Here is a 25,951-nt window from a genome sequence, read left to right as displayed (position 1 = left end):
TTTTCTCCCGACGCTTCGGGAAGAAAATTGTATCGAGAACAAGAAAAATTTCATTAAAAACGGTTCTCGATACATTTTTTGTTCCGTTTTACTACACAAAAAACACTCGAACTGACGTTTTTAATAATTACACCCAACGGGTTCCTTATACTACTAACCTACATACTCTAGTCCTTTAGAGTGTGTAGGTTTTTTTATGATTCCATTTTGAGATTTAGCACTACATTATATTTTTTTATAAATACACACACAATATTTAAAATACCACTTGCGTTAATACAGTAATTTTTCTTACATTTGAAAGGCCCCTGTAACTGCATTTGACCCCAAATCAAATTCCCTTTACAGACAAACGAATAATTAACCACATGGTATTACGAATAAATCGCTTTTGGAGTTGGTTTGACGCAACTTTATTGCGTGAAATTAATTTTAACGGTAATTTAACGGACGACACACAACCAATAACGACAAAAAATGAGCAGAAAAACGGACATCGAAGCACTCTTAAAAAGGGCTGAAACAACACTACAAAAAATTAGTAGCGAATATGACAATTCACTTCACAGCAAAACAGTATCAGCAGACCTGCGTATTGACATTAAAGATTATTTTAGTAATCTGCGTTCAATACTCGACTACCTTGCGCACGACATAGTTGACAAATATTGCCCAAACGCAAATCCTAAAAACAGACTATATTTCCCAATTCGTGCAGACCAAAATGCATTTACAATTGAAATAACGAAATCATATCCTGACTTAATTGGAAATAATAAAACTGTTTACGATATTTTAGAAAATCTACAACCTTTCAAAAAAGACGAAAACAAATGGTTAACATTTTTCAATAAACTTAACAACGAAAATAAACACGAAAGACTTGTTGCACAAACAAGAACAGAAACAAAAAATATTACTGTTACTGGGCAAGGAGGAGGTTCTGTTTCTTGGGGTTCGGGTGTGACATTTGGAAGTGGAGTAAGTGTTATGGGAGTTGCTATTGACCCTAATACCCAATTACCATTTCCAAACAATATTGTAAAAACCGAAATAGTTACTTGGGTTGACTTCCAATTTGAGGATATCAATGTCTCAGCTTTATGGTTGACAAAAGAAAGTTTGATACAAATAACTAAAATATATAATGATTTAAAATCCGAAATTTAAATTAATGAAAAATGACTTAAATAATGAATTAAGTGAAGAAATTTTTAATAAAATTCTATTAGAAGGTAATTTTTGTCTTGAACTTAAGAGATATACAGAATTTAAAAAAACTGCAATAATTTTAAAAAGTTTAGGTTATTTAGAAACTTCTCATGTAAATCCTGATATTTTTTCACCAACAGAATTAGGAAAGTTAGTACTTCAATCTGGTGGATGGAAAGATTACAATAAAAATAAAAAGCAACAAAAAGAAAAAGATGATAAAAAAGAACATTATGAACTTCAAAACATAAAATTTAAATACTATAGTTTTTGGCCAGTACTCGTGTTGTCACTAATAGGAGGGGTCTATAGTATTATTCAAATCGCAAAATCTTTGAAAGAAGAAAACAAAAACAAAACGGAACAAACCAAATCGGATATTTCATCTCAAGTCCAAAAAAAATTGACGATAAGGATAAAATAGAATAATAAATTCATAGTATAACTTTTAATATTTAACTTTCATTCACTTTAAAGTGACGGAATGATTAACTACATAATTTATGAGTAAATCTTGGCTTAAATTCTTTACGCTATCTTATGGCTTTGTTGAACTGATATTTAATTTGTTTCAACTCGTCATTGGAAGAATGGTTTATTTGTTAATTAAGCCAAATTCGCTATTATCAATAATCGTATTTATCGGAGTTTTATTAATGTCTTGTGTGTTGTATTACATAATTGTAAAATTTTTAGTGAAACAAATTCGCATGCAATTCAAATCATTTGATAAATTTTTAATAACTATCGAAAAACACAACGAAGAATATCAACGAAAAAATAAAAACTACTAATAAAACCGTCGACTAACAGCGGTTTCAAGAAATGGCGAAATTTGAGGTGAATTCACATTTAATTTCCGTAAGAAATTTTATCCACAGCTCTCCGAAGTCTCCTGACTTCGACACAACAACATATTTTATATCAATTTTACAACTTAAAAAACATGAAGAAAATTTATTCTATATTAATTACCTTTATATTATCCAATATTTCATCTGCTCAAATTGAGAATAGTGGAAACACTCATATAACATTAGAAACTTCAATAAATTATTCCATAATCAATTATTTGCCACCAAGTACAACTGAAATTAAGAAAATTGCAAAACAAATTTCTCAATTTAGGTCTAAAGAATTTATAATCAATAATATTATTGGGCCAACAAATGGTAAAGAAATTAAATTTGAAACGGAAAGTTTAGCTTCCGACGATAGCGGCGGGTTAATCACTGTTGCTTTCAATTGTGATACTACTGGAAAGAATGGTTTACTTCTTGCTTTTTTTGGAGATAATAGAAATCCATCTGGGCAAATTTCTCAAGCTTTTGCATTTAGAGCAATCCCTTTAAAAGAAGCTCAAGCATTATTAAAAAGAATTGATGATGTTAGAGAAAAAAATGACAAATATCTAAGTGATGATAACAATGTAAACAATGTATATATTGAATTTGAAGATATTAAATTTGTAATTTATAGAGATTTCAATTCCTTAATCAGAGTTTTTTGGAATGGTTTTGAAGTTGTTTGGGAAGATACTGCCTTCAAACGTTCAAAAAGACGATTAGATAAATGGTTTAAATAATTGAACCCAAATCCTTAAAGCTATGTCTTGTCAACTCCTTATCTCAGTGGTTATTGTAAGTTGTCTCTTGTTCTCCTGCAAGTCCAAAACCAACCAAATGGTCAATCACCAACGTGAGGGCAAATGGATTACTGTAGACACCCTAGATGAAATCTATACTATCAAAGGGCGTTATCGTAATGGGAACGAGGTAGGCATTTGGAAACACTACCGCAAGGATAGGTTAGTTAAAAAAGAAAAATACCATAACGATAGTTCCCGTTTGACTTTCTATTATCCTAATGGAAAAATCATGAAAAAAGGACATACTCAAACCGACCGTAATGAGAAAGAAGACCATTGGTATTATGTAGGAGATTGGTATTTTTATAATGAAATGGGACAACTTGATTCTATAAAAACCTATAAAAAAGAGGAGTATAAAAAATAGTGTCATTTGATTTGTCATTCCGTCCCGAATCGTTAGGATGTTAGGAATCTAAATTAGATGCTGAAACGAGTTCAGCATAACAAAGACATAAAAAAACCTGCAAAACAATTATACTTTGCAGGTTTTTTTTATACTTACAAGGTCAAAAAAGACCTTACGGGAAATCTAATTTTACAAATTCTCGAAAAAATCATTTCCTTTATCATCGGTAATAATGAAAGCAGGGAAATCTTTTACGGTAATCTTGCGTACGGCTTCCATGCCTAGTTCTTCAAAATCGACTACTTCTACTTTTAAGATGTTTTCTTGTGCTAGGATAGCGGCTGGACCTCCAATAGAACCTAAATAGAATCCGCCATAGGTTTTACAGGCATCCATTACTTGTTTGGTACGGTTTCCTTTGGCTAGCATAATCATGCTTCCGCCTGCCTTTTGGAATTCTTCTACATATACATCCATACGTCCTGCAGTAGTAGGTCCAAAACTTCCTGACGGCATTCCCTCCGGGGTTTTGGCTGGCCCTGCGTAATAAATAGGGTGGTTTTTAAAATAGTCTGGCATCGGTTTACCCGCATCCAATAACTCTTTGATTTTAGCATGGGCGATGTCGCGTGCTACAATCAAAGTTCCGTTTAATTTTAAACGGGTTTTGATTGGGTATTGCGATAAATCAGCTAAAATATCCTTCATTGGTCGGTTCAAATCTACCTCAACTGGCGCTTCCAAATGCGGTGGCGTAGCCGGTAAAAATTGCTTTGGATTGGTTTCCAATTGCTCTAAAAAAATACCGTCTTTGGTGATTTTCCCTTTGATGTTTCTATCTGCCGAACACGACACTCCTAACCCAACCGGACAAGAAGCGGCATGACGCGGCAAACGAATCACACGCACATCATGTGCAAAATATTTTCCTCCAAATTGGGCTCCAATATGGCTTTCTTGACAAAATTCTAATACTTTTTTCTCCCATTCTAAATCACGGAAAGCTTGACCCGCCATGTTTCCAGAAGTGGGTAAATTATCGAAATAACCTGCTGAGGCTTTTTTCACGGCAGCCAAATTCGCTTCGGCAGAAGTACCTCCAATCACTAACGCCAAATGGTATGGTGGACAAGCCGAAGTACCTAAATCTTTGATTTTTTGACGAATGAAGGTCTCCATCGATTTGTCATTTAGCAGTGATTTTGTTTGTTGGTACAAAAAGGTTTTGTTCGCTGAACCTCCCCCTTTTGCTAAAAATAGAAACTCATACGAAGCGCCTTTTTTAGCATAAATATCGATTTGAGCTGGCAAATTCGATCCTGAATTTTTCTCTTCAAACATCGAAATCGGAACAATCTGTGAGTAACGTAAGTTCTTGTTTTGGTAGGTGTTGAAAATTCCTTTCGACAACCATTCGGCATCATCGGCTCCGGTGTATACATTTTCGCCTTTTTTAGCCATTACAATTGCCGTTCCGGTATCTTGACAAGAAGGCAGTTGCCCTTCTACGGCTACCACGGCATTTTGCAATAAGTTGTATGCCACAAAACGATCGTTATCTGTCGCTTCAGGATCGTTCAATATGTTATTTAGTTTTTGTAAATGTGCTGTGCGCAACATAAACGAAACGTCGTTCATGGCTTCTTGCGCCAACAATTCCAATCCTTTTGGATCAACGGTTAGAATTTCTCTATTGCCTAGTTGTTCTACTTGTACAAAGTCGGAACTGATTTTTTTGTATTGCGTATCGTCTTTTAAAATTGGATACGGGTCTTGATATATAAAGTCCATTGTTGAATTTTTTAGAGAAGTAAATTTACGGAATGTTTGCCATTTACAATCCAATTTATTTGCTAAATTACTATACTTATAATTGTCTTGTGTTTGTTCCTTCGCCAAGGGATTGAAATTAATTGTTTTAATTGGACCATTGCCAACGGATTGAAATCCGTTGCAACAAAAGGGGTCGTTCCTACGGAACTTGTACAAGTAAAAGAGCCATCGGCTCGGCTCATTTTGTAAGACTGGACTTTAGTCCAGTCGAACCAACGAAACGAGTATGTATCATAAAGTTAAAAAAACCAACTTGCTACCAAAATCGCTGTAATCACACAAACTAAATCCACCAAAAGCATGGTGCTTAGCGCATATCGTGTGTTTTTAATGTTGATAGAACCAAAGTACACCGCAATCACATAAAAAGTACTTTCAGCACTACATTGAAAAATACTACTCAATCTGCCGGTTAACGAGTCGGCACCAAAAGTATTCATAGAATCAATTAAAAACCCTCTTGAACCAGCGGAACTAAAAGGTCGTAGCAACGCAACGGGTAAAGCATCTGTAATTTCTTTGCTTACTCCCAAATTAGAGAAACCAAAGGCAATCCAATCACTAATAATTTCAAACAAACCACTATTTCTGAAAAACGAAATAGCCACTAACATTCCAAGAACATAAGGAAAAAGAGAAACACCTGTTTTGATTCCGTTATTGGCTCCCGTTACAAAAGCTTCAAAAACCGTAGTGTTAGCCTCGGTAAATTGCTTTTCTTTAACAAAAGATAAAATCAAAGTAAAGGCAATTATTACCGCCAAAATCAAGGCAGAAAGATTAGAAGTGAAATAATTTTTACCAATTAAATCCAATGAATTTACATACATCAACAACCCAATAATTGCAGCGATCAAGCTCATTAACCCTATAACCAAAGAAGCGCTTTTGAAGTTGATTTTTTGTCTAATGCCAACAATAAGAAAGGCAGCAATAGTCCCAATAAATGATGTGATAATACAAGGCAACATCACATCGGCTGGATTGGTCGCTCCAGCTGCTGCACGATAACCAATAATAGACGTTGCTATTAATGTCAGTCCCGATGCGTGCAAACACATAAACATAATTTGAGCATCGCTGGCTTTGTCTTTTTCAGGGTTTATTTCTTGCAAACTTTCCATGGCTTTCAAACCAAATGGCGTTGCGGCCGAATCCAATCCTAAGAAATTAGCAGCAAAATTTAAGGTCATATAGGAAATGGATGGGTGGTCTTTTGGGATGCTTGGAAATACTTTTACAAAAACTGGGCTCAACAATTTAGCTAGTTTTGCAGATGCTCCCGAAATAATTAATAGTTCCATCAAGCCACAGAAAAAGGCTAAATACGCAATCAACGGAATAATTAAATCCAATAAACTGTTTTTACAGGTTGGTAGTAATCCATCTGATTTTTGGACTCCACTATAGATTTTTATGGTTTTATTTTGGTACACATACGTGGTGTCGGCATTGATAGTATCGCGATTAACAATCATCGTTTGCTCTGGTGCATTTTTAATACTGTCTTTGACAAAAGCTGGAACTTGTTCGATGTAATTTTCTGAAATTAAAATCGGGTCGTCTTTTTTGCCATTCAACACATGGTCAATAGTATAACTCCCCCCAGAAAACAAACTAAAAACTACAAAGGCAATGGAGGAAATAAAAATAGCCAACCAAAATCTACTTAATACCATAATTTATATTTTTTGTAAAAATATAGATTTAAACCCAATGGATTTAAAAAAAATACAACACGAAATACACAAATCAATCTGTGTTAATCTGTGAAATCTGTGTTTCAATTAAACATGAATAATTTCGTCTTCAATCAACAAATCTTCTCTGCGTAAACGAAGGAAAATCTGAGCAACAGCAATTGTGTCTTTTTCACAATAGGTCACGATGCGGTCAATGTCTTTTTCTACATAATACACATGCCCTACCTGACTGCCGTCGATATCACCTTTTGACGAAGGAATTCCCAATACTTTACACATCAGTTTCAACGAAGTAAAATGTTTGTAATCGCCAAATTTCCATAACTCCAAGGTGTCTAAATGCGGGATTTCCCAAGGTTTTTTGCCAAATAAATTCAACTTATTCGGAATCGGAATTTGATTGATAATCATGCGGCGCGCCAAAAACGGAATGTCAAATTCCTTGGCATTGTGTCCGCACAAAATATGTTGGGCTTGATTAAAATGATTGTTCAACAAATTATTAAAATCACGCAGTATTTTCTTTTCGTCGCCAAAAAAAGAAGTCACTCTAAAATTACGTACATCCCCTTTAATGACAAAGTAACCTACAGAAACACAAACTATTTTACCAAATTCGGCCCAAATTCCAGCACGATCGTAAAACTCTTCGGGGCTGAAATCATCTTTGCGTTGGTATTGGGTTTTGTTTTCCCAAAGACCCTTCATTTCGTCGTCTAGCGAATTAAAATGTTCTTCTTCTGGAACGGTTTCAATATCTAAAAAGAGAATATGATTGAGGTTGATTTTTTCGATCATTCGGCAGATGGGATTAGATTGTTAGACAGGTTAGATTTATAGATTTTATGTCTTTAGACTATTCGATTTTAAGAAAATAAATATAGTAAAATACTCGTATTTTAAGATTAAAATCTATCTAAATTTATCTTTCTAAATAAAACCATTCTAAGTTTCTAAAAATCTAACCATCTAAGAAGTCTAGCCTCGTCTCTCTAAAATAGACTTTGTTGTGTACTTGGGTTTTCGTGTTCGAGCAGCCATTTTTTTCGCCACAAACCTCCCGCATAACCCGTAAGCGAACCATCAGTTCCAATGACCCGGTGGCAAGGTACCACAATCCACAAAGGGTTTTTACCATTTGCCGATGCCACGGCACGAATCGCTTTTACATCGCCGAGTTGTTTGGCTAATTCTAAATAACTCATCGTTTTTCCAAAAGGAATTTCGCACAACCCTTTCCATACTTTTTGTTGAAATTCGGTTCCTGAAGGGTTTAATTTAAAACTAAAATGCGTCAGTTGACCTTCAAAATAAGCTTGCAATTGCATTACAGCCTCCTGCAAAACAGGCGGAATAACTTCTGAAACAATGCCTTCGTCAGTAATAGCGATTGCCGAAATACCATTTTCGTCGCCTTTGATAGTGGCTATTCCTAAAGGGGTTTTGATGCAAGCTGTTTCCATTGGATAAAGATACTTGATTTTGGTTCAAAACAAAAAAACCACCCGAGAGTCGAATGGTTTGTCTTTTAGCCCTGATAGAAGCGACATCCTTTACTGCCGGAGTTCGGCAGGAAAGATACAGCGAATAGCAGGATAAGCTCCTTATTTTTGTAATAAAATTGCTGCTTCTTTCGCAAAATAGGTAGAAATCAAACTAGCACCTGCTCTTTTAATACACATTAATTGCTCCATCATGATTTTGTCGTGGTCAAGCCAACCTCTTTCGGCTGCGGCTTTGATCATCGCATATTCACCAGATACATGAAAAACCGTTACGGGAACATTCACGGCATTTTTTACTTCGCGAACGATATCCAAATAGGCGATTCCTGGTTTTACCATCACCATATCGGCCCCTTCTTCAACGTCCCAAAGGGCTTCTTTGATGGCTTCAATACGATTCGCATAATCCATTTGGTAGGTTTTCTTGTCTTTTGGCACTACAACATCGGCTTCTCTTGGCGCACTGTCTAAAGCATCGCGAAACGGACCGTAAAATGCCGAAGCATATTTAGCCGAATAACTCATAATGCCCACATTTTGGAAACCTGCTGCATCTAATCCTTGGCGTAAACGCAATACACGTCCATCCATCATATCACTTGGCGCTACAAAATCGGCACCCGCTTGTGCATGAGAAACTGCCATTTTTACTAAGGCATCGTTAGTGGCATCATTAGCTACATCACCATTTTCAATAATTCCGTCGTGACCATAAATAGAATACGGATCCAAAGCCACATCAGGCATCACAATCATTTCTGGACAAGCCGCTTTGATGGCACGAATAGCTTGTTGCATCAAACCGTTTGGATTCCACGCTTCTTTACCGGTATTGTCTTTTAAATCTTCGCTTACTTTTACATAAATATTCACGGCTCGAATCCCTAAATCGAATAATTCTTGGACTTCTTTCACGGTTAGATCAATCGAACGGCGAAAAATTCCTGGCATCGATGGAATTTCGACTTGGATATTTTCTCCTTCTGCAATAAACATCGGAAACATAAAATCGGCCGGACTTAATGTGGTTTCTCTAACTAATGAACGAATGCTTTCGTTTACTCGTAATCTTCTACCTCTTTGTAATGGGAACATACTATTTTATTTTTTTGAACCATTAAGAGATTCCGTTTATTAAGGGTTTGACTTAATTTTTCTTACTCTCTTAATGGTTTAATTTATACCCAATTTATGGGTTTTTCTAATACTTTCAATACTTTTTCTTCTTCGCTACCTGCCGCAGGATGGTAGTCATAATGCCACTGTACATGAGGTGGTAAGCTCATCAAAATTGACTCAATTCTTCCGTTGGTTTTTAAGCCAAATAAGGTGCCTTTGTCGTGTACCAAATTAAATTCGACATAACGACCACGACGTATTTCCTGCCAAGTTCTTTGCTCGGCTGAATAAGGCAAGTCTTTTCTTTTTGTTACAATTGGCAAATAGGCCTCAAGGAATGAATTCCCGACTTCGGTAACAAAGTTGTACCAATCTTCCATCGATTGTTCCTCGGTTGCTTTTAGATAATCAAAAAACAATCCGCCCACGCCTCTGGCTTCGTTTCTATGCGCGTTCCAAAAATAGTCATCGCATTGTTTTTTGTATTTTGGATAAAACGCTGCATTATGTTTGTCGCAAGCGGTTTTACACGTTTGATGAAAATGAATGGCATCTTCTTCAAACAAATAATACGGCGTTAAATCTTGTCCGCCACCAAACCAACTATTAATTACATTGCCGTTATCGTCATACATTTCAAAATAGCGCCAATTGGCATGAACCGTTGGTACCATTGGATTTTTGGGATGAATCACCAAACTCAATCCGCAAGCAAAAAAATCCGCTTCGCCTACGTTGAATAATTTTTGCATTGAATCAGGTAATTTCCCGTGAACCGCTGAAATGTTTACACCTCCTTTTTCAAAAACTTGGCCGTTTTCAATTACGCGCGTTCTTCCGCCACCGCCTTCAGGTCTGTCCCATAGGTCTTGACGAAATTTCGCAACACCATCTATATCTTCTAATCCTTTACAGATTTGATCTTGTAGGTTTTGTATGTATTGGTAGAATTTATCTTTCATTGTAAATAGCGTTTAGCTAAAAGCTGTCAGCTGTCAGCTTATTTATTGTACTCTTTCACCGCTTCCACAAACGCTTTAGCGTGATCTACAGGAATATTCGGTAAAATACCGTGTCCTAGATTAACGATGTAATTGTCCTTGCCAAATTCGTCAATCATTTCGTGCACCATTTTTTTGATAGTTGGAATAGGCGACAACAAACGACTTGGGTCAAAATTTCCTTGTAAGGTGATGTTTCCACCCGTTAAATAACGAGCGTTTCTTGGTGAACACGTCCAATCTACTCCCAAAGCAGATGCTTTAGATTTCGCCATTTCGCCTAAAGCAAACCAACACCCTTTTCCGAAAACAATCACTTTCGTGTCTTCCGCAAGTGCTTCTACAATTTGGTTGATGTACTGCCAAGAAAATTCTTGATAATCTACCGGAGACAACATGCCTCCCCAAGAATCAAAAATTTGAATGGCATTACAACCTGCTTTTACTTTCTCTTTCAAATACAAAATTGTGGTATCGGTAATTTTTTGCAATAAGGTATGCGCTGCCACTGGATTGGAGAAACAAAATCCTTTTGCAGTATCAAAACTTTTAGACCCTTTCCCTTCCACAGCATAACAAAAAATTGTCCATGGCGAACCTGCGAAACCAATCAATGGCACCTCATCGTTCAGCATTTCTTTGGTCAATTTGATAGCATCAAAAACGTATCCCAAGGTTTCGTTTACATCTGGAACAAATACTTGGTTCACTTGTTCCATCGTGCGAATTGGATTCGGAATTATCGGACCTAAATTGTCTTTTAATTCCACGTGGATTCCCATTGCTCTTGGCACGACCAAAATATCAGAAAACAAAATCGCCGCATCTGGTTTAACAATACGTATCGGTTGCACGGTGATTTCGGCTGCTAACTCTGGAGTTTCGCAACGCGTAAAGAAATCGTATTTGTCACGCAAAGCTCTAAATTCAGGCAAATATCGTCCCGCTTGACGCATCATCCAAACCGGTGGACGTTCTACTTTTTCGTTATTTAAGGCTCTTAAAAAAAGGTCGTTTTTAATCATTTTTATTTGTTTTGCCACAAAGGCACTAAGTTTAATTATAATATTCTTTAACTTCTGTAATTACATTTTCAACCGAAGGATATTCAGCAATTACGATATTTTTTATGTGTTTGTTTTCCAAGGCTTCGGCGGTAGTTTCGCCAATGCAAAAGCACATTTCTTTTTTAATGGTATTCTCTTTCAAATAACTTGCTACTCCTGACGGGCTGAAAAATAAAATCGCATCTACAGCCTCCTTAATCTTATGTGGTTTCAACTGCGTTTCGTACACTTCAATTTCGTTGAACTCAATTCCAGCTTCTTGTAACGCCAACGGCAACGTCTCTTTTCTCAAATTTCCGCTAAAAAAAGTATAGCTTTCATTGGAATATATCAAACAAATAATCTCGGTTAAATCCGACGCATAATCCGCATAAGCTACCACTTCAAAACCCGCATCGGTCAAAATGGTTTTACTTTTAACACCTACGCAAAATGCTTTTTTCGACTGAAGATCTGATTTATTTTCCTCAAATTTTGGATGTGTTAAAAAACTTCGCACCGCATTCTGACTCGTAAAAATCAAATTATTTTTAATTCCTTTCAATTCAAAATTCTTGATTCCAACTTCTATGAAATTGGACTCCAAAACCTCCAAACCAATATCCGTCAACGCTTGTTTTTGATGACCTAAAAGCACTTTTGTCGATAAAATTCGGGTTGGAGTTGCCATTATTTTATTTTTATTAAACCATTAAGGCTGATTAAGTTTTGCTGTTAATTTTCTTAATCTCTTAATGGTTAAAATTTATTTTTTTAATTGTTTTTTAATTTCAGTCATTAATTCAGTACCGCCAGTATTCAAAATTTCTTGTGCAGAATGGAACCCTAATTTCTTCCACTCCGATATATCAACTGATTTTTCAATTTCAATTTTTTGTTTGCCGTCAATAGAAAACAAAACACCTTTAAATTCAATCGTATCTTTTTCTTCGTCGTATCGCGCTAAAGCTCCAATTGGTGCTGTGCAACCGCCCTCTAAAGTTTTCAGAAATTGACGTTCAATATAAGTGCAAATTTCTGTTTCAATATCGTTCAGTTGGCTCACCGCATCTTTGGTAAATTCATCATTTGCCAAGGCTACCACTACCATTGCACCTTGTGCAGGAGCAGGAATCATCCAATCTAAATTGATATAATTTTCAGGTTTGAGATTAATTCGTTCCAAACCTGCTGCGGCAAAAACAGCTCCGTTCCAATCGCTTTCGGCTAATTTTTGCATGCGCGTATTTACATTGCCACGCAAATCCACCACTTGGTGATTCGGGTATTTGTGCCACCATTGCGCTTGACGTCTCAAACTGCCTGTAGCAATCGTTCCTGATGTGGTTAAGAAATCTAGATTGCCTTTATGAACCAAAATATCAAGGGTGTTAGCGCGTTCTAAAACTGCCGCTTGAACTATTCCTTGTGGCAAGGCAGTAGGCACATCTTTCATGGAATGCACCGCAATATCCACCTGCCCATTAATCATGGCAATGTCTAGGGTTTTAGTAAAAATTCCTGTAATACCTAACTCATATAAAGGTTTATCAAGAATAATATCCCCTTGAGATTTTACCGCTACTATTTCGGTGGTATAGCCCAAATCATTCAGTTTTTTCTGAACGGTATGTGCCTGCCAAAGAGCGAGTTCGCTATCCCGAGTTCCTATGCGTATTGTTTTATTCATTATTTTGTGTTGGCGCCAATATTAAATACTTTTTCAATCCACTCAATACTTTCGTCCACCGTAGTCTCTTCGTCTTTGAGATGATTGGCAAAATGATTCGTAATTTTTTGAATGATTCTATTGCTAATAATTTCGGCCTGCTCTTCGTTAAAGTCGGCTAATTTTTTACGCTGAAAATTCAATTCTCCGTCTTTTATCGAATGTAGTTTCTCTTTTAAAGCATGAATGGTTGGTGCAAATTTTCGTCCTTTAGACCAAGTCAAAAACTCGTCTTTGATTTCCTCAATAATAGCCTCAGCTGCTGGAATATGTTTTTTTCTATTCTCTAAAGTCTCATCGGTAATTTGCGACAAATAATCCATGTGAATCAAAGTAACACCTTCAACATCCTCTACATTTTCATTCACATTTTTAGGAATGGATAAATCCAAAATCAACAAGGGTTTTTTCAAATTCAGAATAGTCTTGTCCACCGTTGGATTCTGAGCACCTGTAGCAACTACTAAAACATCTGCTTTTTGAATTTCCAATTGCAAATCAGCATAATCCTTCACCACCACGTCTAATTTTTGTGCCAATTTTTCAGCCTTATCTTTAGTTCGGTTGATTAAAGTGATTTGTTCGTGCTTGGAGTGTTTTACCAAATTTTCACAGGTATTTCTCCCAATTTTTCCGGTGCCAAAAAGCAAAATATTTTTGTTGCTAATATCGTCTACATTATTTAAAATGTACTGCACAGAAGCAAATGAAACCGAAGTGGCTCCCGATGAAATCTCGGTATCTGTTTTGATTTTTTTACTGGCTTGAATCACCGCATTAATTAAACGCTCTTGAAACGCATTCACTAAATCGACCGATTTGGCTTGAAAAAAACTGGTTTTGATTTGTGAAATGATTTCGAAATCCCCCAAAATCTGACTGTCTAAACCGGTTCCCACTCTAAAAAGGTGACCTACCGCTTCTTTATTTTTATATACAAAACCGTATTTTTGAAACGCTTCAACTGATCCATGACTGTTTTCACAAATCAATTTAATCAATTGAAAAGGGTGTTCTGCAAAACCATAAATTTCGGTTCTATTGCAGGTTGAAGTCACAATCAAACTTTCAATTCCTTCGTTTTTTGCTTGTTCAAGCAAGCGGGTTTTTGCAACCGCATCCAAACTAAATTTTCCTCTTATCTCCGCATCGGCTTTCTTATAGCTCAAGCCAACGGCATAAAAAGAATGAGGTTTTGATGTATGATGGTTCTCCATAAAGTATACTTTTCTAAAAAGTGGAACAAAAATATCACTATGCTACTGATAAAAATAACGCTACAAGGTCTATTTGTGTCGCTAAATGTTTTTTTGGATTGAAATCGTACTTTTATAGTAAAAAAATCTATTTTTGTACTAAAATCAAGTTGTTTTAAATTCGGTTTTGAACGTATTTTAAATACTAAACTTGGAATTAAATGGATTTTTATTGCTAAAAAAATATCGCTATGGGTTCTCAAGAAGTTATAAAAATTGAAGACGACTTTACTTTAATACGTTTTCAAAACGATAGTGCCGAACCTTTTCATGCCCAACGCGAAGTGGGCAGTGGACTGATTCAGTTTCATTTTGGCATCAAGGGAAATGCTAAATTCATTTTCAATCAAGGGAATTACGCCTTGGAATTAAAGGAAGAAAAATCGTTGCTTTTGTACAATCCACAAAAAGAATTGCCTTTAAACTTAGAATTGGCTCCTAATTCTTGGGCCATCTCGGTGATTATTTCTATCAAAAAATTTCACGCGTTGTTTTCTACTGAAGCCAATTACATTACGTTTTTGAGTCCTGACAACAAAGACAAAAAATACTATAACGAAGGCAATATCAGTCCGTCTATGGCAATTGTGTTAAGTCAATTGTTTCATTACAGTTTGCACCCTTCTATCAAAAACTTGTATTACAAAGGCAAAGGCTACGAACTATTAAGTTTGTATTTCAATAAAAGCGAAGACCCTAATGCTGAACAATGTCCGTTTTTAATTGACGAAGACAATGTTTTTAAAATCAAAAAAGCCAAAGAAATTATTATTGCCAACATGGCTGAACCGCCAGGTTTGCAAGAATTAGCCGACCAAGTAGGACTCAATTTAAAAAAATTAAAAATGGGTTTCAAACAAATTTATGGCGATACGGTGTATGGCTTCCTTTTTGATTACAAAATGGACTATGCCCGAAAATTGCTCGATAGCGGCTCCTACAATGTCAACGAAGTAGGACTGAAAATTGGGTACAGCACCGGAAGCCATTTTATTGCGGCTTTCAAAAAAAAATTTGCCACTACCCCAAAAAAATATTTAATGTCAATTAACACAACAGTATAAAAACACAAAAAATGAAAGGAGTATTATTAGTAAATCTTGGTTCGCCAGAAAGTCCAACTGCTAAAGATGTAAAGCCGTATTTAGATGAATTTTTAATGGATAAATACGTTATTGACGTTCCGTTTTTATTGCGTGCTTTGTTAGTTCGAGGTATCATTTTGCAAACTAGACCGAAAAAATCAGCTGAAGCATACGCTAGAATTTGGACCAGTGAAGGCTCGCCTTTGATTGTGCTTTCTAAAAAAATGCACGAAAAGGTAAAAGGGTTGGTGGACATTCCCGTAGCATTATCGATGCGTTATGGAACGATGACTATTTTAAAAGGGCTACAAGAATTACACGACAAAGGTGTAACAGAAGTAATGCTTTTTCCTTTATATCCGCAACATGCTATGGCTTCTACTACAACCATTTTGGTGTTGGCAGAAGAGCTTCGCGCCAAGCATTTTCCTAACATGAAATTTACCAATGTTCCGGCTTTTTACAATAAACCGGGATATATTGAAGCCTTATCTAATTCTATTAAAAAACACTTGGAAGGTTTTGAATACGATCACTTATTGTTTTCGTACCACGGAATTCCGAAACGCCATATTCGCAAAACCGATATTACCAAATCACATTGTACTATTGATGGTTCGTGTTGTAACACGCCTTCGCCAGCACACGAATTTTGTTACCGTCACCAATGTTATGAAACTACCAAACAAGTAGTGAAATTACTAGGTATTCCAGAAGGGAAATACAGTCAAACGTTCCAATCTCGTTTAGCGGGTGACAAATGGTTAACTCCTTATACTGATGTCGAAGTGAACAAAATGCCTGAAAAAGGAATTAAAAAATTAGCCGTTGTAACTCCCGCATTTGTTGCTGATTGTTTAGAAACTTTAGAAGAAATTGCAATGGAAGCCAACGAACAATTTTTACATCACGGTGGAGAAGAATTTATGGCTATTCCGTGTATGAATGACGAAGACGAATGGTGTGGTGTAGTGGCACAATGGATTAATGAATTCAAGAATAGTAATTAGTGATTATTTAAAAATGTAATAATGTACGACTATCTAAAATCTTTACACTTAATTTTTGTCATCACTTGGTTTGCGGGATTATTCTATATCGTGCGCCTTTTTGTGTATCAAATTGAAGCTTCGGAAAAACCTTCTCCTGAAAAAGAAATTTTGCAAAATCAATTCAAAATTATGAGTTACCGTTTGTGGTACATCATCACTTGGCCTTCGGCAATTTTGGCGAGTTTCTTTGCTTTTTGGATGTTATTTTTCACCGAAATGGGCAATGCTTGGCTTCAAATGCCTTGGATGCACGTCAAATTAGGATTTGTATTCTTATTGTATTTGTACCATTTGAAATGCCACCAAATATTCAAACAATTACAAAATAACGAAGTAAAACACACAGGGAATTTCATGCGTATCTGGAACGAAGGCGCCACTATCATTTTATTTGCAGTGGTGTTTTTGGTGATTCTAAAAAATGCAATCAATTGGATTTACGGTGTTATTGGCATTGTTTTGTTTTCAGTTTTAATAATGTTAGGATTCAAATTTTATAAACGAATAAGAGAAAAAAAGTAATTAGTAATCATTCAATATGTCCAAAAGCTTTAAAATAGCAATGCTTTCTCTTCGAACTAGGATTTTCCTTTCGATGATTGTATTGATTATTATGGCTTCGATCATTTTAGCTTCGATTTCAATTATTCAGTTTAAAAATGAAGCGCGAGAATACCATCAAGAACGTTTAGAACGAAAAGAAAACGAAGTCAAAGAACATATCAATTACGTGCTTTCGACTACAACCTATCCGTTGACAACGGCCAATTTGCCTTTGATTTTTAAGGATAAAATTCACGAATTGGCACAAATTCACGCCATCGAAATCAACATCTACAGCCTTGACGGAAAATTGCTGAAATCCTCCAAAGAATCATTTTCAGTGGATAAAGTAGCACCTCCTATTCCTAAATATATCCTGAAGTTAGTGCGGTCTTCTATCGAAAAGCGATTTGTTGATATCAAAACAATTGACGGGATAAAAAACCGTTCTTCGTATAGCCAAATCAAAGACGATAAATTCAAACCACTCGGTATTTTAAATTTACCCTATGTCGAGGACGATGGTTTTTACGAAAAAGAATTGAACGGATTCCTGATTCGTCTGGGGCAGGTATATTCGTTTATGCTGCTGGTCGCTTTTGGCTTGGCCTATTTTCTTTCGACCTATATTACCAAGTCCTTAAAAACGATTTCCGATAAATTGAGTGAAACCAGTTTGAATCAGAAAAACGAAAAAATTGGGGTTGAAGCCACTAGCAAGGAAATCAATTTGTTGATTAAATCGTACAATGCTATGGTTGTGAGTTGGAAATTAGCGCCGTGAAACTGGCCCAAAGTGAGCGTGAAGAAGCCTGGCGCGAAATGGCAAAACAGGTCGCCCACGAAATTAAAAATCCGCTGACGCCAATGCGTTTGACTGTACAAAGTTTTCAACGAAAATTTGATCCTAAGGAACAAGACATCCAACAAAAAATGAAGGACTACTCAGATACCTTGATTCAACAAATTGACACAATGAGTGCGGTGGCTTCGGCCTTTTCGAACTTTGCTTCGATGCCTGCTCAACAAAACGAAACGCTGAATGTGGTTGAAGTAGTCGAATTGGCGTTGGATATTTTCAACGAAGACTATTTGGTTTTCGAAAAAGAAGAAGAAGAAATTATTGCTAAAATTGACCGCACACAACTCATTCGAATCATTACGAATTTGGTCAAAAATGCCATTCAAGCCATTCCTGAACAACAAAAATCGAAGTCCATTGTAGTTACCGTGGCCAAAACTTTCGATACAGTTTTAATTGCTGTGAAAGACAATGGAATTGGTATCAAAGAAGACGATCAACATCGAATATTTGAGCCTAAATTCACCACTAAAAATAGCGGAATGGGATTGGGGTTAAGTATCATTAAAAATATCATCGAAAATTACAAAGGAAGCATTACATTTGAAACTCAATTCGGTCAAGGCACTACTTTTACGGTACGTTTACCTATTCTAAATTCTTAAAAAATGGATTCTATGAACTACGAAAATCTTTTGATTGCTATAGAAAATAAAATCGCAGTGGTTACTTTAAACCGTCCTGCCAAGTTGAATGCTTTGAACAAGGACACGCTTGCCGAATTACACTCGGCGTTTACTGATTTAGAAAACAACGAAGCCGTTCAAGTGATCATCTTGACTGGAAGTGGCGAAAAAGCCTTTGTGGCTGGTGCTGATATTGCTGAATTTGCTGATTTCTCAGCTGCCGAAGGAACGCAACTCGCTGCCGACGGACACCAAAAAGTATTCGACCATATAGAAAATCTTAAAAAACCTGTTATTGCTGCGGTTAACGGATTTGCCTTAGGAGGCGGATTGGAATTAGCCATGGCGTGTCATTTTAGAGTAGCCTCAGATAATGCCAAAATGGGTTTGCCGGAAGTGACTTTGGGACTAATTCCGGGTTATGGTGGTACACAACGTTTACCTCAACTGGTAGGCAAAGGACGTGCTATGGAAATGATTCTGACTGCAACCATGATTACTGCTGCTGAAGCCAAAGAATATGGTTTAGTAAATCATGTGGTACCTCAAGCCGAACTTATTGAATTTTGTCAAGGCTTAGCGCAAAAAATAATTAAAAATGCTCCTATTGCTCTTAGTGAAGCTATTCAGGCGATCAACGCTAGTGTTGACAAAACCAAAAACGGCTACGAACAAGAGATACATGCTTTTGGTAGGTTATTTGGCACTGCCGATTTCAAAGAAGGAACAACTGCCTTTTTAGAAAAAAGAAAAGGTAATTTCAGCGGAAAATAATTCGAAAATCTAAATCAAACAAATGTCTTTTCAAACCGAATTTGCCCAGTTTTGGGAAAGTGTAAAAGAAAGTATGACCAACTATACTTTTGCTAAATTAACTTTGGCAAAAACCATTGGCGATACCGAATTAAAAAATATTTATATGCGTCCCGTTTTAGTGAATGACAAAGTGCAAATTTCACTTATTGCCCGTTACAAAACAGAAGAAATAGAAAGTTTTCATACTCTAGACGAAGCGTTCTTTGTACTGTCGTCTTATATGAACAATCCCTTTTTGACCGCTTTATTATTTACAACAGAAAATGACTTGACTTTCAAGTTGAATAAGAAAAGAGTCGGTAGTATTGTGGAACAAGCCCCTACTTTCAAAAGTGCTTCGGATGTAGTTTTAGAAATGCAGGAGAAAAAGATAATTATAAATTAATAATAAAGATGTCATCCCTACGGGACTTCTATATTATTCAGTTGTTATTACCAATATTGTACTCCTAACGGAGTAAAAACAGTATCCGAAAGTTAAACTAATTTATTTTCTTCCCTCCCATTCGGCATAAAATTGTTCCAAAAAGTCTTCCATATAACGGTGGCGTTCTTGGGCAATTTGCTTCCCCGTTTCAGTATTCATTTTGTCTTTCAATAATAATAGTTTTTCGTAAAAATGATTGATGGTGGGTGCTTCATTGTTCTTGTATTCTTCCTTAGTCATGGTTAAGTTCGGAGCAATTTCAGGATGGTAAAGCGCTCTGTTTTTGAATCCTCCATAATTAAATGTTCGAGCAATGCCAATGGCGCCAATAGCGTCTAAACGATCGGCATCTTGAACAATATCCAATTCAATAGACGAAAATTTTCTTTTTACATTGCCGCCTTTGAACGAAATATTTTCAATAATTGCGATTACGTGGTCAATAGTTTCGGGAGTAACATTTTCAGCTTCCAAAAAAATGCGTGCGGTTTTAGGACCAATGGTTTCGTCTCCGTCATGAAATTTACTATCAGCAATATCATGAAGCAAGGCAGCTAACTGAACAATCGCTACGTTACACGTTTCCGTTGCGGCAATTAGCAAGGCATTTTTATGAACGCGTTCAATGTGAAACCAATCGTGGCCACCTTCGGCTTGTGCTAAAGTTGTTTTTACAAAGACAATCGTTTTATCAATCAAGGTTGTAGATTCCATTCTAAGATTTGTTTTATAAAAAAAGCTGAATTAAATAATTCAGCTTTTTATTTTATTTAAAAATACTACTATTTTACAAAGTAGCAGGCTCAACCCATTTAAAAATATACGACTCTTGAGGAATCACTAATCTTTCTGAAATTTTAGCCATTCTGGCTGGTAATTTCATTAAGTAATCTCTTGCTTTCTCAGCCTCATCAGTCAAACCCGAAATTTTATCAATTTGCCATTTGTCGATTAATTTCTGCATAATTTCTACATAATCGTTGGCAGTATACACTCCAATACGTTGTGCTGAATCAGAGAAATTTTCAAACGCAGAACTGATTTGTTGACCTGATTCTCTCAAGAAATGGGCTGGCATTACGATTTTTTGTTTCATCATGTATTGAAACGCTAACATCATTTCGCTTGGATCTACTTGGAAAATTCGATTGACAAATTCGCTATACGCATGATGGTGACGCATCTCATCTCCTGCAATCATTTTACACATTTTAGACAATTTATTATCTCCGTATTTTTTAGCAATTTGAGAAACTCTATTGTGTGAGACATAAGTCGCTAATTCTTGAAAACTAGTGTACACAAAGTTTTTATACGGGTCTCTTCCTGTGCCTATATCGAATCCGTCATTAATCAAATGTTGCGTTGTAATTTCTACTTCACGCATGTTGATTCGACCAGACAAATACAAGTATTTATTCAATACATCACCGTGGCGATTTTCTTCTCCTGTCCATTGACGAATCCAGCTTGACCAACCGTTTCTTTCCAAATTATTTACTCCTTCTACTTCCATTAACCAAGACTCATACGTTGGTAACGCCTCCTCAGTAATGGTATCTCCTACCATGGCTACCCAGAAATCATACGGTAAATCTTTAGCAATTTCTCTTAGTTCTTTTACTTCTTCAAAAAAGTTGTCACTTTGTGAATCTGGTAAAAAATCAGTTGGTTGCCAAATGTTTTCTACTGGAATTAAGTACTGTTCTACGAAGCTATCCACGTTTTTTTCCAAAAACTGCATCACTTCTAAACGAATGTTTTTAATTGACATTTTATCTATTATTAAATTTGTATTCCTTGTACTACTGCGCTTTCCGTTTGTTCAATCAATTCCTCAAACGAATACTCACTTACCTTTAACGGTTTGTGAATTGTAAATTTGAGCGAATTGCCTAAACCCATTGGGAAAGCACCAAATCGAACCATTTTCCATGAATTGTTAATGGTAATTGGGACTACATAAGCAGAAGGGGCGTACTTACATAATATTTTCAATCCGCTTTGTGCGAAAGGTTTTGGTTTTCCAGTTTTACTACGCGTTCCTTCTGGAAAAATAACTGCAGAACGGGTATTTTTTTCGATATATTCAGACAATCCTTTGATCACTGGAATCGCTTGTTTTGGGTCTTTTCTGTCAATTAATACAGAGCCTCCGTGGTTCAAATTGTACGACACACTTGGAATCCCTTTTCCTAATTCTTTTTTACTCACAAACTTGCAGTGAAATTCACGCAAGTACCATATAATTGCCACAATATCATACAAACTTTGATGATTGGCAACAAAAATTACCGGTACATTTTTAGGAATATTTTCTGTGTGTTCAAACTGATAGCTTGTTCCCAAAAGATTGGTACAACGTACTAAAAACAGGTTCAAATAATCGACACTTTTCTTATGGGCTTGGTAACCAAAAACGTTGAAACATACCCATTGAATTGGATGAAAAACAACCAAACAAAGTCCAAAACACAAATAGTAAATGATGGAGATGGGGTACGAAATTAGTTTCTGCATGCGTTAATAATGAACTACAAAAATACGAAATTAATTTTTAGGGCTATTTAAATACTAAAGAATAACACCTATTTAGGGTTTAATTGTACCTTTGGCAACTAAAATTAGCGGTATTTTTCTCTGAAATGAACTTCAATTATCCAAAAAACGAAAAACTAAAAAGCAAAATCACCATCGGATTATTATTTTCCGAAGGAAAATCGGTGTCGAAATACCCTTTGCGTTTAGTGTATCATTCTGGAGCATTGGGAGATGACCAACAACTAAAAGTTGGCGTTTCAGTTTCTAAAAAATATTTCAAAAAAGCAGTAGATCGCAATTATTTTAAACGTGTTTTGCGCGAGACGTACCGTCTGAATCAACATTTGCTAAAAGACCACTTACAACAGCCGTATGCGATAATGCTTTTTTACCAAAGCAAAGACCGACTATCGTTTGAAGAAATCAATACTAAAACCATTCAGTTGTTTGAAAAATTTTTGGCACAAATCAATCCTTCTTTAAAAGAAGAGGAAAAATAAACGATTTAAAGACCGTTCTGAATTGCCAATTTATTCTTATTTTAGACCTTTCAATCTAAGCTTCCATCACTATGATTACCTCATTTAAGAAAAGATATATTATTCCTGTTGTGGCTTGTGCTTTGCTATATGTTGGAGCTAGTTTCAAGGAAGATTTTTTTGAGGTAGCCAAGCAAATTGAAATCTTCACCACACTGTTCAAGGAATTGAATAAGAATTATGTGGATGAGACCAATCCTGGCGAATTAATGGACAAAGCCATCAAAGGAATGTTGGCCAGTCTTGACCCGTATACTGTTTTCTTCAACGAGCAAGATGTTGTAAAATTTAAAATAAACAATACCGGTGAATACACTGGAATTGGGGTTTTAATTACCCGAAAAGAAGATCGATTAATCATCAAAGAACCCTACAAAAATTTCCCTGCCGACAAAGCGGGATTAAAAGCGGGAGATGAGATTATCCAAATTGGCGATGTCCTTTTAGCCGACTTCAAAGACGATGCTTCACAATTATTAAAAGGGGCGAAAAACACCAAAATTGACATCAAATACATTCGTCAAGGGAAAACCAATACTACCCAAATTGTATTGGACGAAGTCGAAATCAAATCGGTGCCATTTTTCGGAAAAATAGACGACAAAACAGGTTATATCGTATTGGCTCACTTCAATAAAAAAGCAGGATTAGAAACTAAAAACGCTTTGGAACAACTCAAAAAAGAAGGGGCTGAACGCATCGTTTTGGACTTGCGCGATAATCCCGGTGGATTGTTGAATGAGGCGGTAACGATTTGCAATTTATTTGTGCCAAAAAACGAAATTATTGTGACCACAAAATCGAAAATCGAGAAACACAATGCGATTTATAAAACGACGAGAGAACCCGTGGATACTGAAATTCCGCTAGCGATTATTGTCAATGGAAGGAGTGCATCAGCTTCCGAAATTGTTTCGGGTGCATTACAGGATTTAGACCGAGCGGTGATTATTGGTAGTCGCAGTTTTGGGAAAGGTTTGGTGCAAAGACCCGTTGATTTGACCTATGGAACACAACTAAAAGTGACTATTTCTCGATACTACACCCCTTCAGGTCGTTGTATTCAAGCCTTGGATTATGCCCATAAAGACAAAAACGGAATTGCCACAAAACGGGACGAGAAAAATTATACTGCGTTCAAAACCAAAAAAGGAAGAACTGTGTATGATGGTGGGGGAATTCAGCCTGACATTGCGCTTGAAGAAACGCATTTGAGTCCTATTGCTGAAGCATTAGAAAAAAATGAGGCTATCTTCAACTTTGCCACTCTGTATTATTTTAAAAATCCAAATCTAGGCAACACCATTCCAACTATTTCAGAATCCGATTTTCAAGATTTTAAACAATTTTTGAAATCGTCTAAATTCTCCTTTGACACCGAAACTGAACTGGCGTTGAAAAATACTTTGGCAGCTGCCAAAAAAGAAAAAATAGACGAAGCAATCACGATAGAATACCAACAATTATTGACTGCTCTTCAAAAAAGTGAAAGTGTTTTGTTAGACAAAAATCAAAAGGAAATCAAGAATTTGATCCAAGAAGAACTAATCAAACGCTACCAATACCAAGAAGGTTTGTACCAATATTACCTCAAAAATAATATTGAAATCAAACGTGCTGTTCAAGTATTGATCTCCCCTTCTGAATACAAAGCGATACTAAAAATGCTATGAGAAGGCTCTTCAAAATAGGATTTTTGCTACTCACCTTGAGTAGTTTTGCTCAAGAAAAAAGTACGCAAAATGTCTATTTTGACTTTGACGTGGACCAACTTAAAGAAAATCAAAAAAATGTGCTTTGTGATTTTTTTCAAAAGTTAGATAGCACACAAATCCAATCCGTTCGTGTTTTTGGTTATTGTGACGACCGCGGTACAGCACCTTACAACTACGATTTGTCGGACAGAAGGGTGAGTGCCGTTGAAAAAATTTTACTTAACCTTGGATTAAATCCTAAAAAATTACTCACTTTAGAAGGCAGGGGAAGAGTTTTAGTCAACAAAGACACGATTCCTGACCTAGACCAAACTCGCTCTACCAATCGGCGCGTGGAAGTCTTGGTAGAGCAATTAGCCCGGCCTAAATTTTTTATGGGGATTCCGCGTTTATTTTCTGATTTTCATTTACCCCATAAAAAAGGCGATCGCATCTATTTAGAGAACGTTCGTTTTGAGGTGGGAAGTAGTTATTTGGACTTAAAATCCAGAGCCATTTTAGACAAAATTGTGGTGTTTTTAAAAAATAACCCCTATATCGAATTTGAAGTTCAAGGTCATGTTTGTTGCACCCCAAAATACTTCTCAGACGCCATTGATAAAGACACTAAAGAACGGAAATTATCCTACAACAGAGCCAAAGCCGTGTACCGCTATTTAGTGATGCGAAAAATCAATCCGGCACGAATGACATTCAAGGGTTACGGTAATCAATTTCCTATTGGCAAAGAACCCGAATTAGACCGAAGAGTGGAATTAGTGATTACAAAATGTTAAAATGTTTTTTGCTATGTACAGAATTATGTACATTTGAAAAAAGAAATTGAAATGAAAACTATTAGCGTTTCTGAATTTAGAGGGAATATAAAAAAATATCTTGATATTGCACAAGATGAAAAAGTGATAATTCATAGAGGAAAAGATAAATCCTATGCGATTGTTCCTATTGATGAAATAGAAGACAGTCCTTACGATCCAAAATTTGTAAAAAAGATTTTGGAAGGAAAAGAGGATTCCAAACAAGGTAAAGGCAGAGTAGTTTCTATTGATGAACTAGACTCACTATGGAAATAGTTTTTTTGCCAAAAGCCGATCAAGATTTAACATTTTGGATAAAGAGCGGAAATAAAACTATTTTAAAGAAAATTGCAGCTCTTATTGCAGATATTTCAAAAAATCCTACGACTGGAATTGGAAAACCAGAACAACTAAAACATGAACTACAGGGGTTTTGGTCGAGAAGAATAAACCAAGAACATCGTATTGTTTATGAAATTAAAAACAATACCACTATTGAAATCTTTTCTCTAAAAGGACATTACTAATCTATCTTTTAACCATAAGA

General features: G+C 36.0%; 27 protein-coding genes and 1 pseudogene. 15 read left to right on the top strand and 13 right to left on the bottom strand.

What is annotated here, in order from left to right; genetic code table 11:
* Positions 1 to 477 precede the first annotated feature (477 nt).
* From RMR09_RS02395 to RMR09_RS02380, 4 genes are all read left to right on the top strand, one after another.
* Positions 478 to 1,170: a hypothetical protein gene (locus RMR09_RS02395; protein WP_310594243.1), complete on the top strand. Its 693-nt coding sequence runs from the start codon at positions 478 to 480 to the stop codon at positions 1,168 to 1,170.
* Between the two features lie 4 nt (positions 1,171 to 1,174).
* Positions 1,175 to 1,636 carry a hypothetical protein gene (locus tag RMR09_RS02390; protein WP_310594242.1) on the top strand — a complete coding sequence of 154 codons (462 nt, stop codon included), beginning with the start codon at positions 1,175 to 1,177 and terminating at the stop codon, positions 1,634 to 1,636.
* 522 nt (positions 1,637 to 2,158) lie between these two features.
* A complete protein-coding gene (locus tag RMR09_RS02385) occupies positions 2,159 to 2,797 on the top strand; it encodes a hypothetical protein (protein WP_310594241.1) in 639 nt (212 codons plus the stop codon).
* A 22-nt stretch (positions 2,798 to 2,819) separates the two neighbouring features.
* On the top strand, positions 2,820 to 3,227 hold the full coding sequence (locus RMR09_RS02380) for a hypothetical protein (RefSeq protein WP_310594240.1): 408 nt from the start codon (positions 2,820 to 2,822) through the stop codon (positions 3,225 to 3,227).
* 171 nt (positions 3,228 to 3,398) lie between these two features.
* Here the strand turns inward: RMR09_RS02380 and RMR09_RS02375 are convergent, their stop codons facing one another.
* The 10 genes from RMR09_RS02375 to hemA all read right to left on the bottom strand — a co-directional run bounded on the left by RMR09_RS02375 (position 3,399) and on the right by hemA (position 14,362).
* Complete coding sequence (locus tag RMR09_RS02375; RefSeq protein ID WP_310594239.1) at positions 3,399 to 5,000, bottom strand: fumarate hydratase; 1,602 nt, start codon at positions 4,998 to 5,000, stop codon at positions 3,399 to 3,401.
* A 281-nt stretch (positions 5,001 to 5,281) separates the two neighbouring features.
* On the bottom strand, positions 5,282 to 6,721 hold the full coding sequence (locus tag RMR09_RS02370) for a nucleoside recognition domain-containing protein (RefSeq protein ID WP_310594238.1): 1,440 nt from the start codon (positions 6,719 to 6,721) through the stop codon (positions 5,282 to 5,284).
* 108 nt (positions 6,722 to 6,829) lie between these two features.
* The gene (locus RMR09_RS02365; RefSeq protein ID WP_310594237.1) at positions 6,830 to 7,543 is read right to left on the bottom strand and encodes a 3'-5' exonuclease; all 714 of its coding nucleotides are present in this window, start codon (positions 7,541 to 7,543) and stop codon (positions 6,830 to 6,832) included.
* Between the two features lie 194 nt (positions 7,544 to 7,737).
* Positions 7,738 to 8,208 carry a methylated-DNA--[protein]-cysteine S-methyltransferase gene (locus tag RMR09_RS02360; RefSeq protein WP_310594236.1) on the bottom strand — a complete coding sequence of 157 codons (471 nt, stop codon included), beginning with the start codon at positions 8,206 to 8,208 and terminating at the stop codon, positions 7,738 to 7,740.
* Positions 8,209 to 8,349: 141 nt separating this feature from the next.
* Positions 8,350 to 9,345: a porphobilinogen synthase gene (gene hemB, locus RMR09_RS02355; RefSeq protein WP_310594235.1), complete on the bottom strand. Its 996-nt coding sequence runs from the start codon at positions 9,343 to 9,345 to the stop codon at positions 8,350 to 8,352.
* Between the two features lie 83 nt (positions 9,346 to 9,428).
* Complete coding sequence (gene hemF / locus RMR09_RS02350) at positions 9,429 to 10,331, bottom strand: oxygen-dependent coproporphyrinogen oxidase (protein ID WP_310594234.1); 903 nt, start codon at positions 10,329 to 10,331, stop codon at positions 9,429 to 9,431.
* Positions 10,332 to 10,369: 38 nt separating this feature from the next.
* Positions 10,370 to 11,395, bottom strand: coding sequence for a uroporphyrinogen decarboxylase (gene hemE / locus RMR09_RS02345; protein WP_310594233.1), 1,026 nt, complete (start codon positions 11,393 to 11,395; stop codon positions 10,370 to 10,372).
* Positions 11,396 to 11,426: 31 nt separating this feature from the next.
* Positions 11,427 to 12,107, bottom strand: coding sequence for a uroporphyrinogen-III synthase (locus RMR09_RS02340; protein WP_310594232.1), 681 nt, complete (start codon positions 12,105 to 12,107; stop codon positions 11,427 to 11,429).
* Positions 12,108 to 12,182: 75 nt separating this feature from the next.
* Complete coding sequence (hemC, locus tag RMR09_RS02335; RefSeq protein WP_310594231.1) at positions 12,183 to 13,106, bottom strand: hydroxymethylbilane synthase; 924 nt, start codon at positions 13,104 to 13,106, stop codon at positions 12,183 to 12,185.
* Positions 13,106 to 14,362, bottom strand: coding sequence for a glutamyl-tRNA reductase (gene hemA / locus RMR09_RS02330; RefSeq protein ID WP_310594230.1), 1,257 nt, complete (start codon positions 14,360 to 14,362; stop codon positions 13,106 to 13,108). Before hemA ends, hemC begins: the two co-directional genes overlap by 1 nt.
* A 230-nt stretch (positions 14,363 to 14,592) precedes the next feature.
* Between hemA and RMR09_RS02325 the strand changes: the two genes are divergently transcribed.
* The 6 genes and pseudogenes from RMR09_RS02325 to RMR09_RS02300 all read left to right on the top strand — a co-directional run bounded on the left by RMR09_RS02325 (position 14,593) and on the right by RMR09_RS02300 (position 19,770).
* On the top strand, positions 14,593 to 15,465 hold the full coding sequence (locus RMR09_RS02325; RefSeq protein ID WP_310594229.1) for an AraC family transcriptional regulator: 873 nt from the start codon (positions 14,593 to 14,595) through the stop codon (positions 15,463 to 15,465).
* 11 nt (positions 15,466 to 15,476) lie between these two features.
* Positions 15,477 to 16,496, top strand: coding sequence for a ferrochelatase (hemH, locus tag RMR09_RS02320; RefSeq protein ID WP_310594228.1), 1,020 nt, complete (start codon positions 15,477 to 15,479; stop codon positions 16,494 to 16,496).
* A gap of 21 nt (positions 16,497 to 16,517) precedes the next feature.
* Positions 16,518 to 17,060 (top strand): CopD family protein, encoded by a 543-nt coding sequence (locus RMR09_RS02315; protein ID WP_310594227.1) that lies wholly within the window; start codon positions 16,518 to 16,520, stop codon positions 17,058 to 17,060.
* A gap of 73 nt (positions 17,061 to 17,133) precedes the next feature.
* Positions 17,134 to 18,548 (top strand): annotated as a pseudogene (locus tag RMR09_RS02310) (sensor histidine kinase).
* Positions 18,549 to 18,560: 12 nt separating this feature from the next.
* Positions 18,561 to 19,343 (top strand): enoyl-CoA hydratase-related protein, encoded by a 783-nt coding sequence (locus RMR09_RS02305; protein WP_310594226.1) that lies wholly within the window; start codon positions 18,561 to 18,563, stop codon positions 19,341 to 19,343.
* Positions 19,344 to 19,365: 22 nt separating this feature from the next.
* Positions 19,366 to 19,770, top strand: a complete 405-nt coding sequence (locus tag RMR09_RS02300) for a hypothetical protein (protein ID WP_310594225.1) — start codon at positions 19,366 to 19,368, stop codon at positions 19,768 to 19,770.
* Between the two features lie 102 nt (positions 19,771 to 19,872).
* On the opposite strand, the gene RMR09_RS02295 is transcribed toward RMR09_RS02300, so the two are convergent.
* From RMR09_RS02295 to RMR09_RS02285, 3 genes are all read right to left on the bottom strand, one after another.
* Positions 19,873 to 20,526 (bottom strand): HD domain-containing protein, encoded by a 654-nt coding sequence (locus RMR09_RS02295; RefSeq protein WP_310594224.1) that lies wholly within the window; start codon positions 20,524 to 20,526, stop codon positions 19,873 to 19,875.
* Positions 20,527 to 20,599: 73 nt separating this feature from the next.
* A complete protein-coding gene (locus tag RMR09_RS02290) occupies positions 20,600 to 21,586 on the bottom strand; it encodes an acyl-ACP desaturase (protein ID WP_310594223.1) in 987 nt (328 codons plus the stop codon).
* An 11-nt stretch (positions 21,587 to 21,597) separates the two neighbouring features.
* Positions 21,598 to 22,332, bottom strand: a complete 735-nt coding sequence (locus tag RMR09_RS02285) for a lysophospholipid acyltransferase family protein (RefSeq protein WP_310594222.1) — start codon at positions 22,330 to 22,332, stop codon at positions 21,598 to 21,600.
* Positions 22,333 to 22,457: 125 nt separating this feature from the next.
* On the opposite strand from RMR09_RS02285, the gene rnpA reads away from it, so the two are divergent.
* The 5 genes from rnpA to RMR09_RS02260 all read left to right on the top strand — a co-directional run bounded on the left by rnpA (position 22,458) and on the right by RMR09_RS02260 (position 25,931).
* A complete protein-coding gene (gene rnpA, locus RMR09_RS02280) occupies positions 22,458 to 22,853 on the top strand; it encodes a ribonuclease P protein component (RefSeq protein ID WP_310594221.1) in 396 nt (131 codons plus the stop codon).
* A gap of 71 nt (positions 22,854 to 22,924) precedes the next feature.
* Positions 22,925 to 24,565 (top strand): S41 family peptidase, encoded by a 1,641-nt coding sequence (locus RMR09_RS02275; protein ID WP_310594220.1) that lies wholly within the window; start codon positions 22,925 to 22,927, stop codon positions 24,563 to 24,565.
* Entirely contained in the window at positions 24,562 to 25,383 is an 822-nt protein-coding gene (locus RMR09_RS02270) for an OmpA family protein (protein WP_310594219.1), read from the top strand. Before RMR09_RS02275 ends, RMR09_RS02270 begins: the two co-directional genes overlap by 4 nt.
* 33 nt (positions 25,384 to 25,416) lie before the next feature.
* Complete coding sequence (locus tag RMR09_RS02265) at positions 25,417 to 25,680, top strand: DUF2683 family protein (RefSeq protein WP_310594218.1); 264 nt, start codon at positions 25,417 to 25,419, stop codon at positions 25,678 to 25,680.
* A complete protein-coding gene (locus RMR09_RS02260; protein ID WP_310594217.1) occupies positions 25,671 to 25,931 on the top strand; it encodes a Txe/YoeB family addiction module toxin in 261 nt (86 codons plus the stop codon). Before RMR09_RS02265 ends, RMR09_RS02260 begins: the two co-directional genes overlap by 10 nt.
* Positions 25,932 to 25,951 lie beyond the last annotated feature (20 nt).

Source organism: Flavobacterium sp. (genome assembly GCF_031537875.1).
GTDB lineage: Bacteria > Bacteroidota > Bacteroidia > Flavobacteriales > Flavobacteriaceae > Flavobacterium.
The sequence above is the reverse complement of the archived record's forward strand: the minus strand, read 5'-3'. Positions and strand labels throughout refer to the sequence as shown.

Excerpts from the sequence above, each read along its gene's own strand:
- RMR09_RS02300 (WP_310594225.1), top strand. The coding sequence starts at position 19,366 with ATGTCTTTTCAAACCGAATTTGCCCAGTTTTGGGAAAGTGTAAAAGAA.
- RMR09_RS02375 (WP_310594239.1), bottom strand. The coding sequence starts at position 5,000 with ATGGACTTTATATATCAAGACCCGTATCCAATTTTAAAAGACGATACG.
- hemB (WP_310594235.1), bottom strand. The coding sequence starts at position 9,345 with ATGTTCCCATTACAAAGAGGTAGAAGATTACGAGTAAACGAAAGCATT.
- RMR09_RS02340 (WP_310594232.1), bottom strand. The coding sequence starts at position 12,107 with ATGGCAACTCCAACCCGAATTTTATCGACAAAAGTGCTTTTAGGTCAT.
- hemE (WP_310594233.1), bottom strand. The coding sequence starts at position 11,395 with ATGATTAAAAACGACCTTTTTTTAAGAGCCTTAAATAACGAAAAAGTA.
- RMR09_RS02385 (WP_310594241.1), top strand. The coding sequence starts at position 2,159 with ATGAAGAAAATTTATTCTATATTAATTACCTTTATATTATCCAATATT.
- RMR09_RS02275 (WP_310594220.1), top strand. The coding sequence starts at position 22,925 with ATGATTACCTCATTTAAGAAAAGATATATTATTCCTGTTGTGGCTTGT.
- RMR09_RS02260 (WP_310594217.1), top strand. The coding sequence starts at position 25,671 with ATGGAAATAGTTTTTTTGCCAAAAGCCGATCAAGATTTAACATTTTGG.
- RMR09_RS02325 (WP_310594229.1), top strand. The coding sequence starts at position 14,593 with ATGGGTTCTCAAGAAGTTATAAAAATTGAAGACGACTTTACTTTAATA.
- RMR09_RS02295 (WP_310594224.1), bottom strand. The coding sequence starts at position 20,526 with ATGGAATCTACAACCTTGATTGATAAAACGATTGTCTTTGTAAAAACA.
- hemA (WP_310594230.1), bottom strand. The coding sequence starts at position 14,362 with ATGGAGAACCATCATACATCAAAACCTCATTCTTTTTATGCCGTTGGC.
- RMR09_RS02380 (WP_310594240.1), top strand. The coding sequence starts at position 2,820 with ATGTCTTGTCAACTCCTTATCTCAGTGGTTATTGTAAGTTGTCTCTTG.
- RMR09_RS02285 (WP_310594222.1), bottom strand. The coding sequence starts at position 22,332 with ATGCAGAAACTAATTTCGTACCCCATCTCCATCATTTACTATTTGTGT.
- RMR09_RS02270 (WP_310594219.1), top strand. The coding sequence starts at position 24,562 with ATGAGAAGGCTCTTCAAAATAGGATTTTTGCTACTCACCTTGAGTAGT.
- RMR09_RS02315 (WP_310594227.1), top strand. The coding sequence starts at position 16,518 with ATGTACGACTATCTAAAATCTTTACACTTAATTTTTGTCATCACTTGG.
- hemC (WP_310594231.1), bottom strand. The coding sequence starts at position 13,106 with ATGAATAAAACAATACGCATAGGAACTCGGGATAGCGAACTCGCTCTT.
- RMR09_RS02305 (WP_310594226.1), top strand. The coding sequence starts at position 18,561 with ATGAACTACGAAAATCTTTTGATTGCTATAGAAAATAAAATCGCAGTG.
- RMR09_RS02360 (WP_310594236.1), bottom strand. The coding sequence starts at position 8,208 with ATGGAAACAGCTTGCATCAAAACCCCTTTAGGAATAGCCACTATCAAA.
- RMR09_RS02390 (WP_310594242.1), top strand. The coding sequence starts at position 1,175 with ATGAAAAATGACTTAAATAATGAATTAAGTGAAGAAATTTTTAATAAA.
- RMR09_RS02370 (WP_310594238.1), bottom strand. The coding sequence starts at position 6,721 with ATGGTATTAAGTAGATTTTGGTTGGCTATTTTTATTTCCTCCATTGCC.
- hemF (WP_310594234.1), bottom strand. The coding sequence starts at position 10,331 with ATGAAAGATAAATTCTACCAATACATACAAAACCTACAAGATCAAATC.
- hemH (WP_310594228.1), top strand. The coding sequence starts at position 15,477 with ATGAAAGGAGTATTATTAGTAAATCTTGGTTCGCCAGAAAGTCCAACT.
- RMR09_RS02290 (WP_310594223.1), bottom strand. The coding sequence starts at position 21,586 with ATGTCAATTAAAAACATTCGTTTAGAAGTGATGCAGTTTTTGGAAAAA.
- RMR09_RS02395 (WP_310594243.1), top strand. The coding sequence starts at position 478 with ATGAGCAGAAAAACGGACATCGAAGCACTCTTAAAAAGGGCTGAAACA.
- RMR09_RS02365 (WP_310594237.1), bottom strand. The coding sequence starts at position 7,543 with ATGATCGAAAAAATCAACCTCAATCATATTCTCTTTTTAGATATTGAA.
- rnpA (WP_310594221.1), top strand. The coding sequence starts at position 22,458 with ATGAACTTCAATTATCCAAAAAACGAAAAACTAAAAAGCAAAATCACC.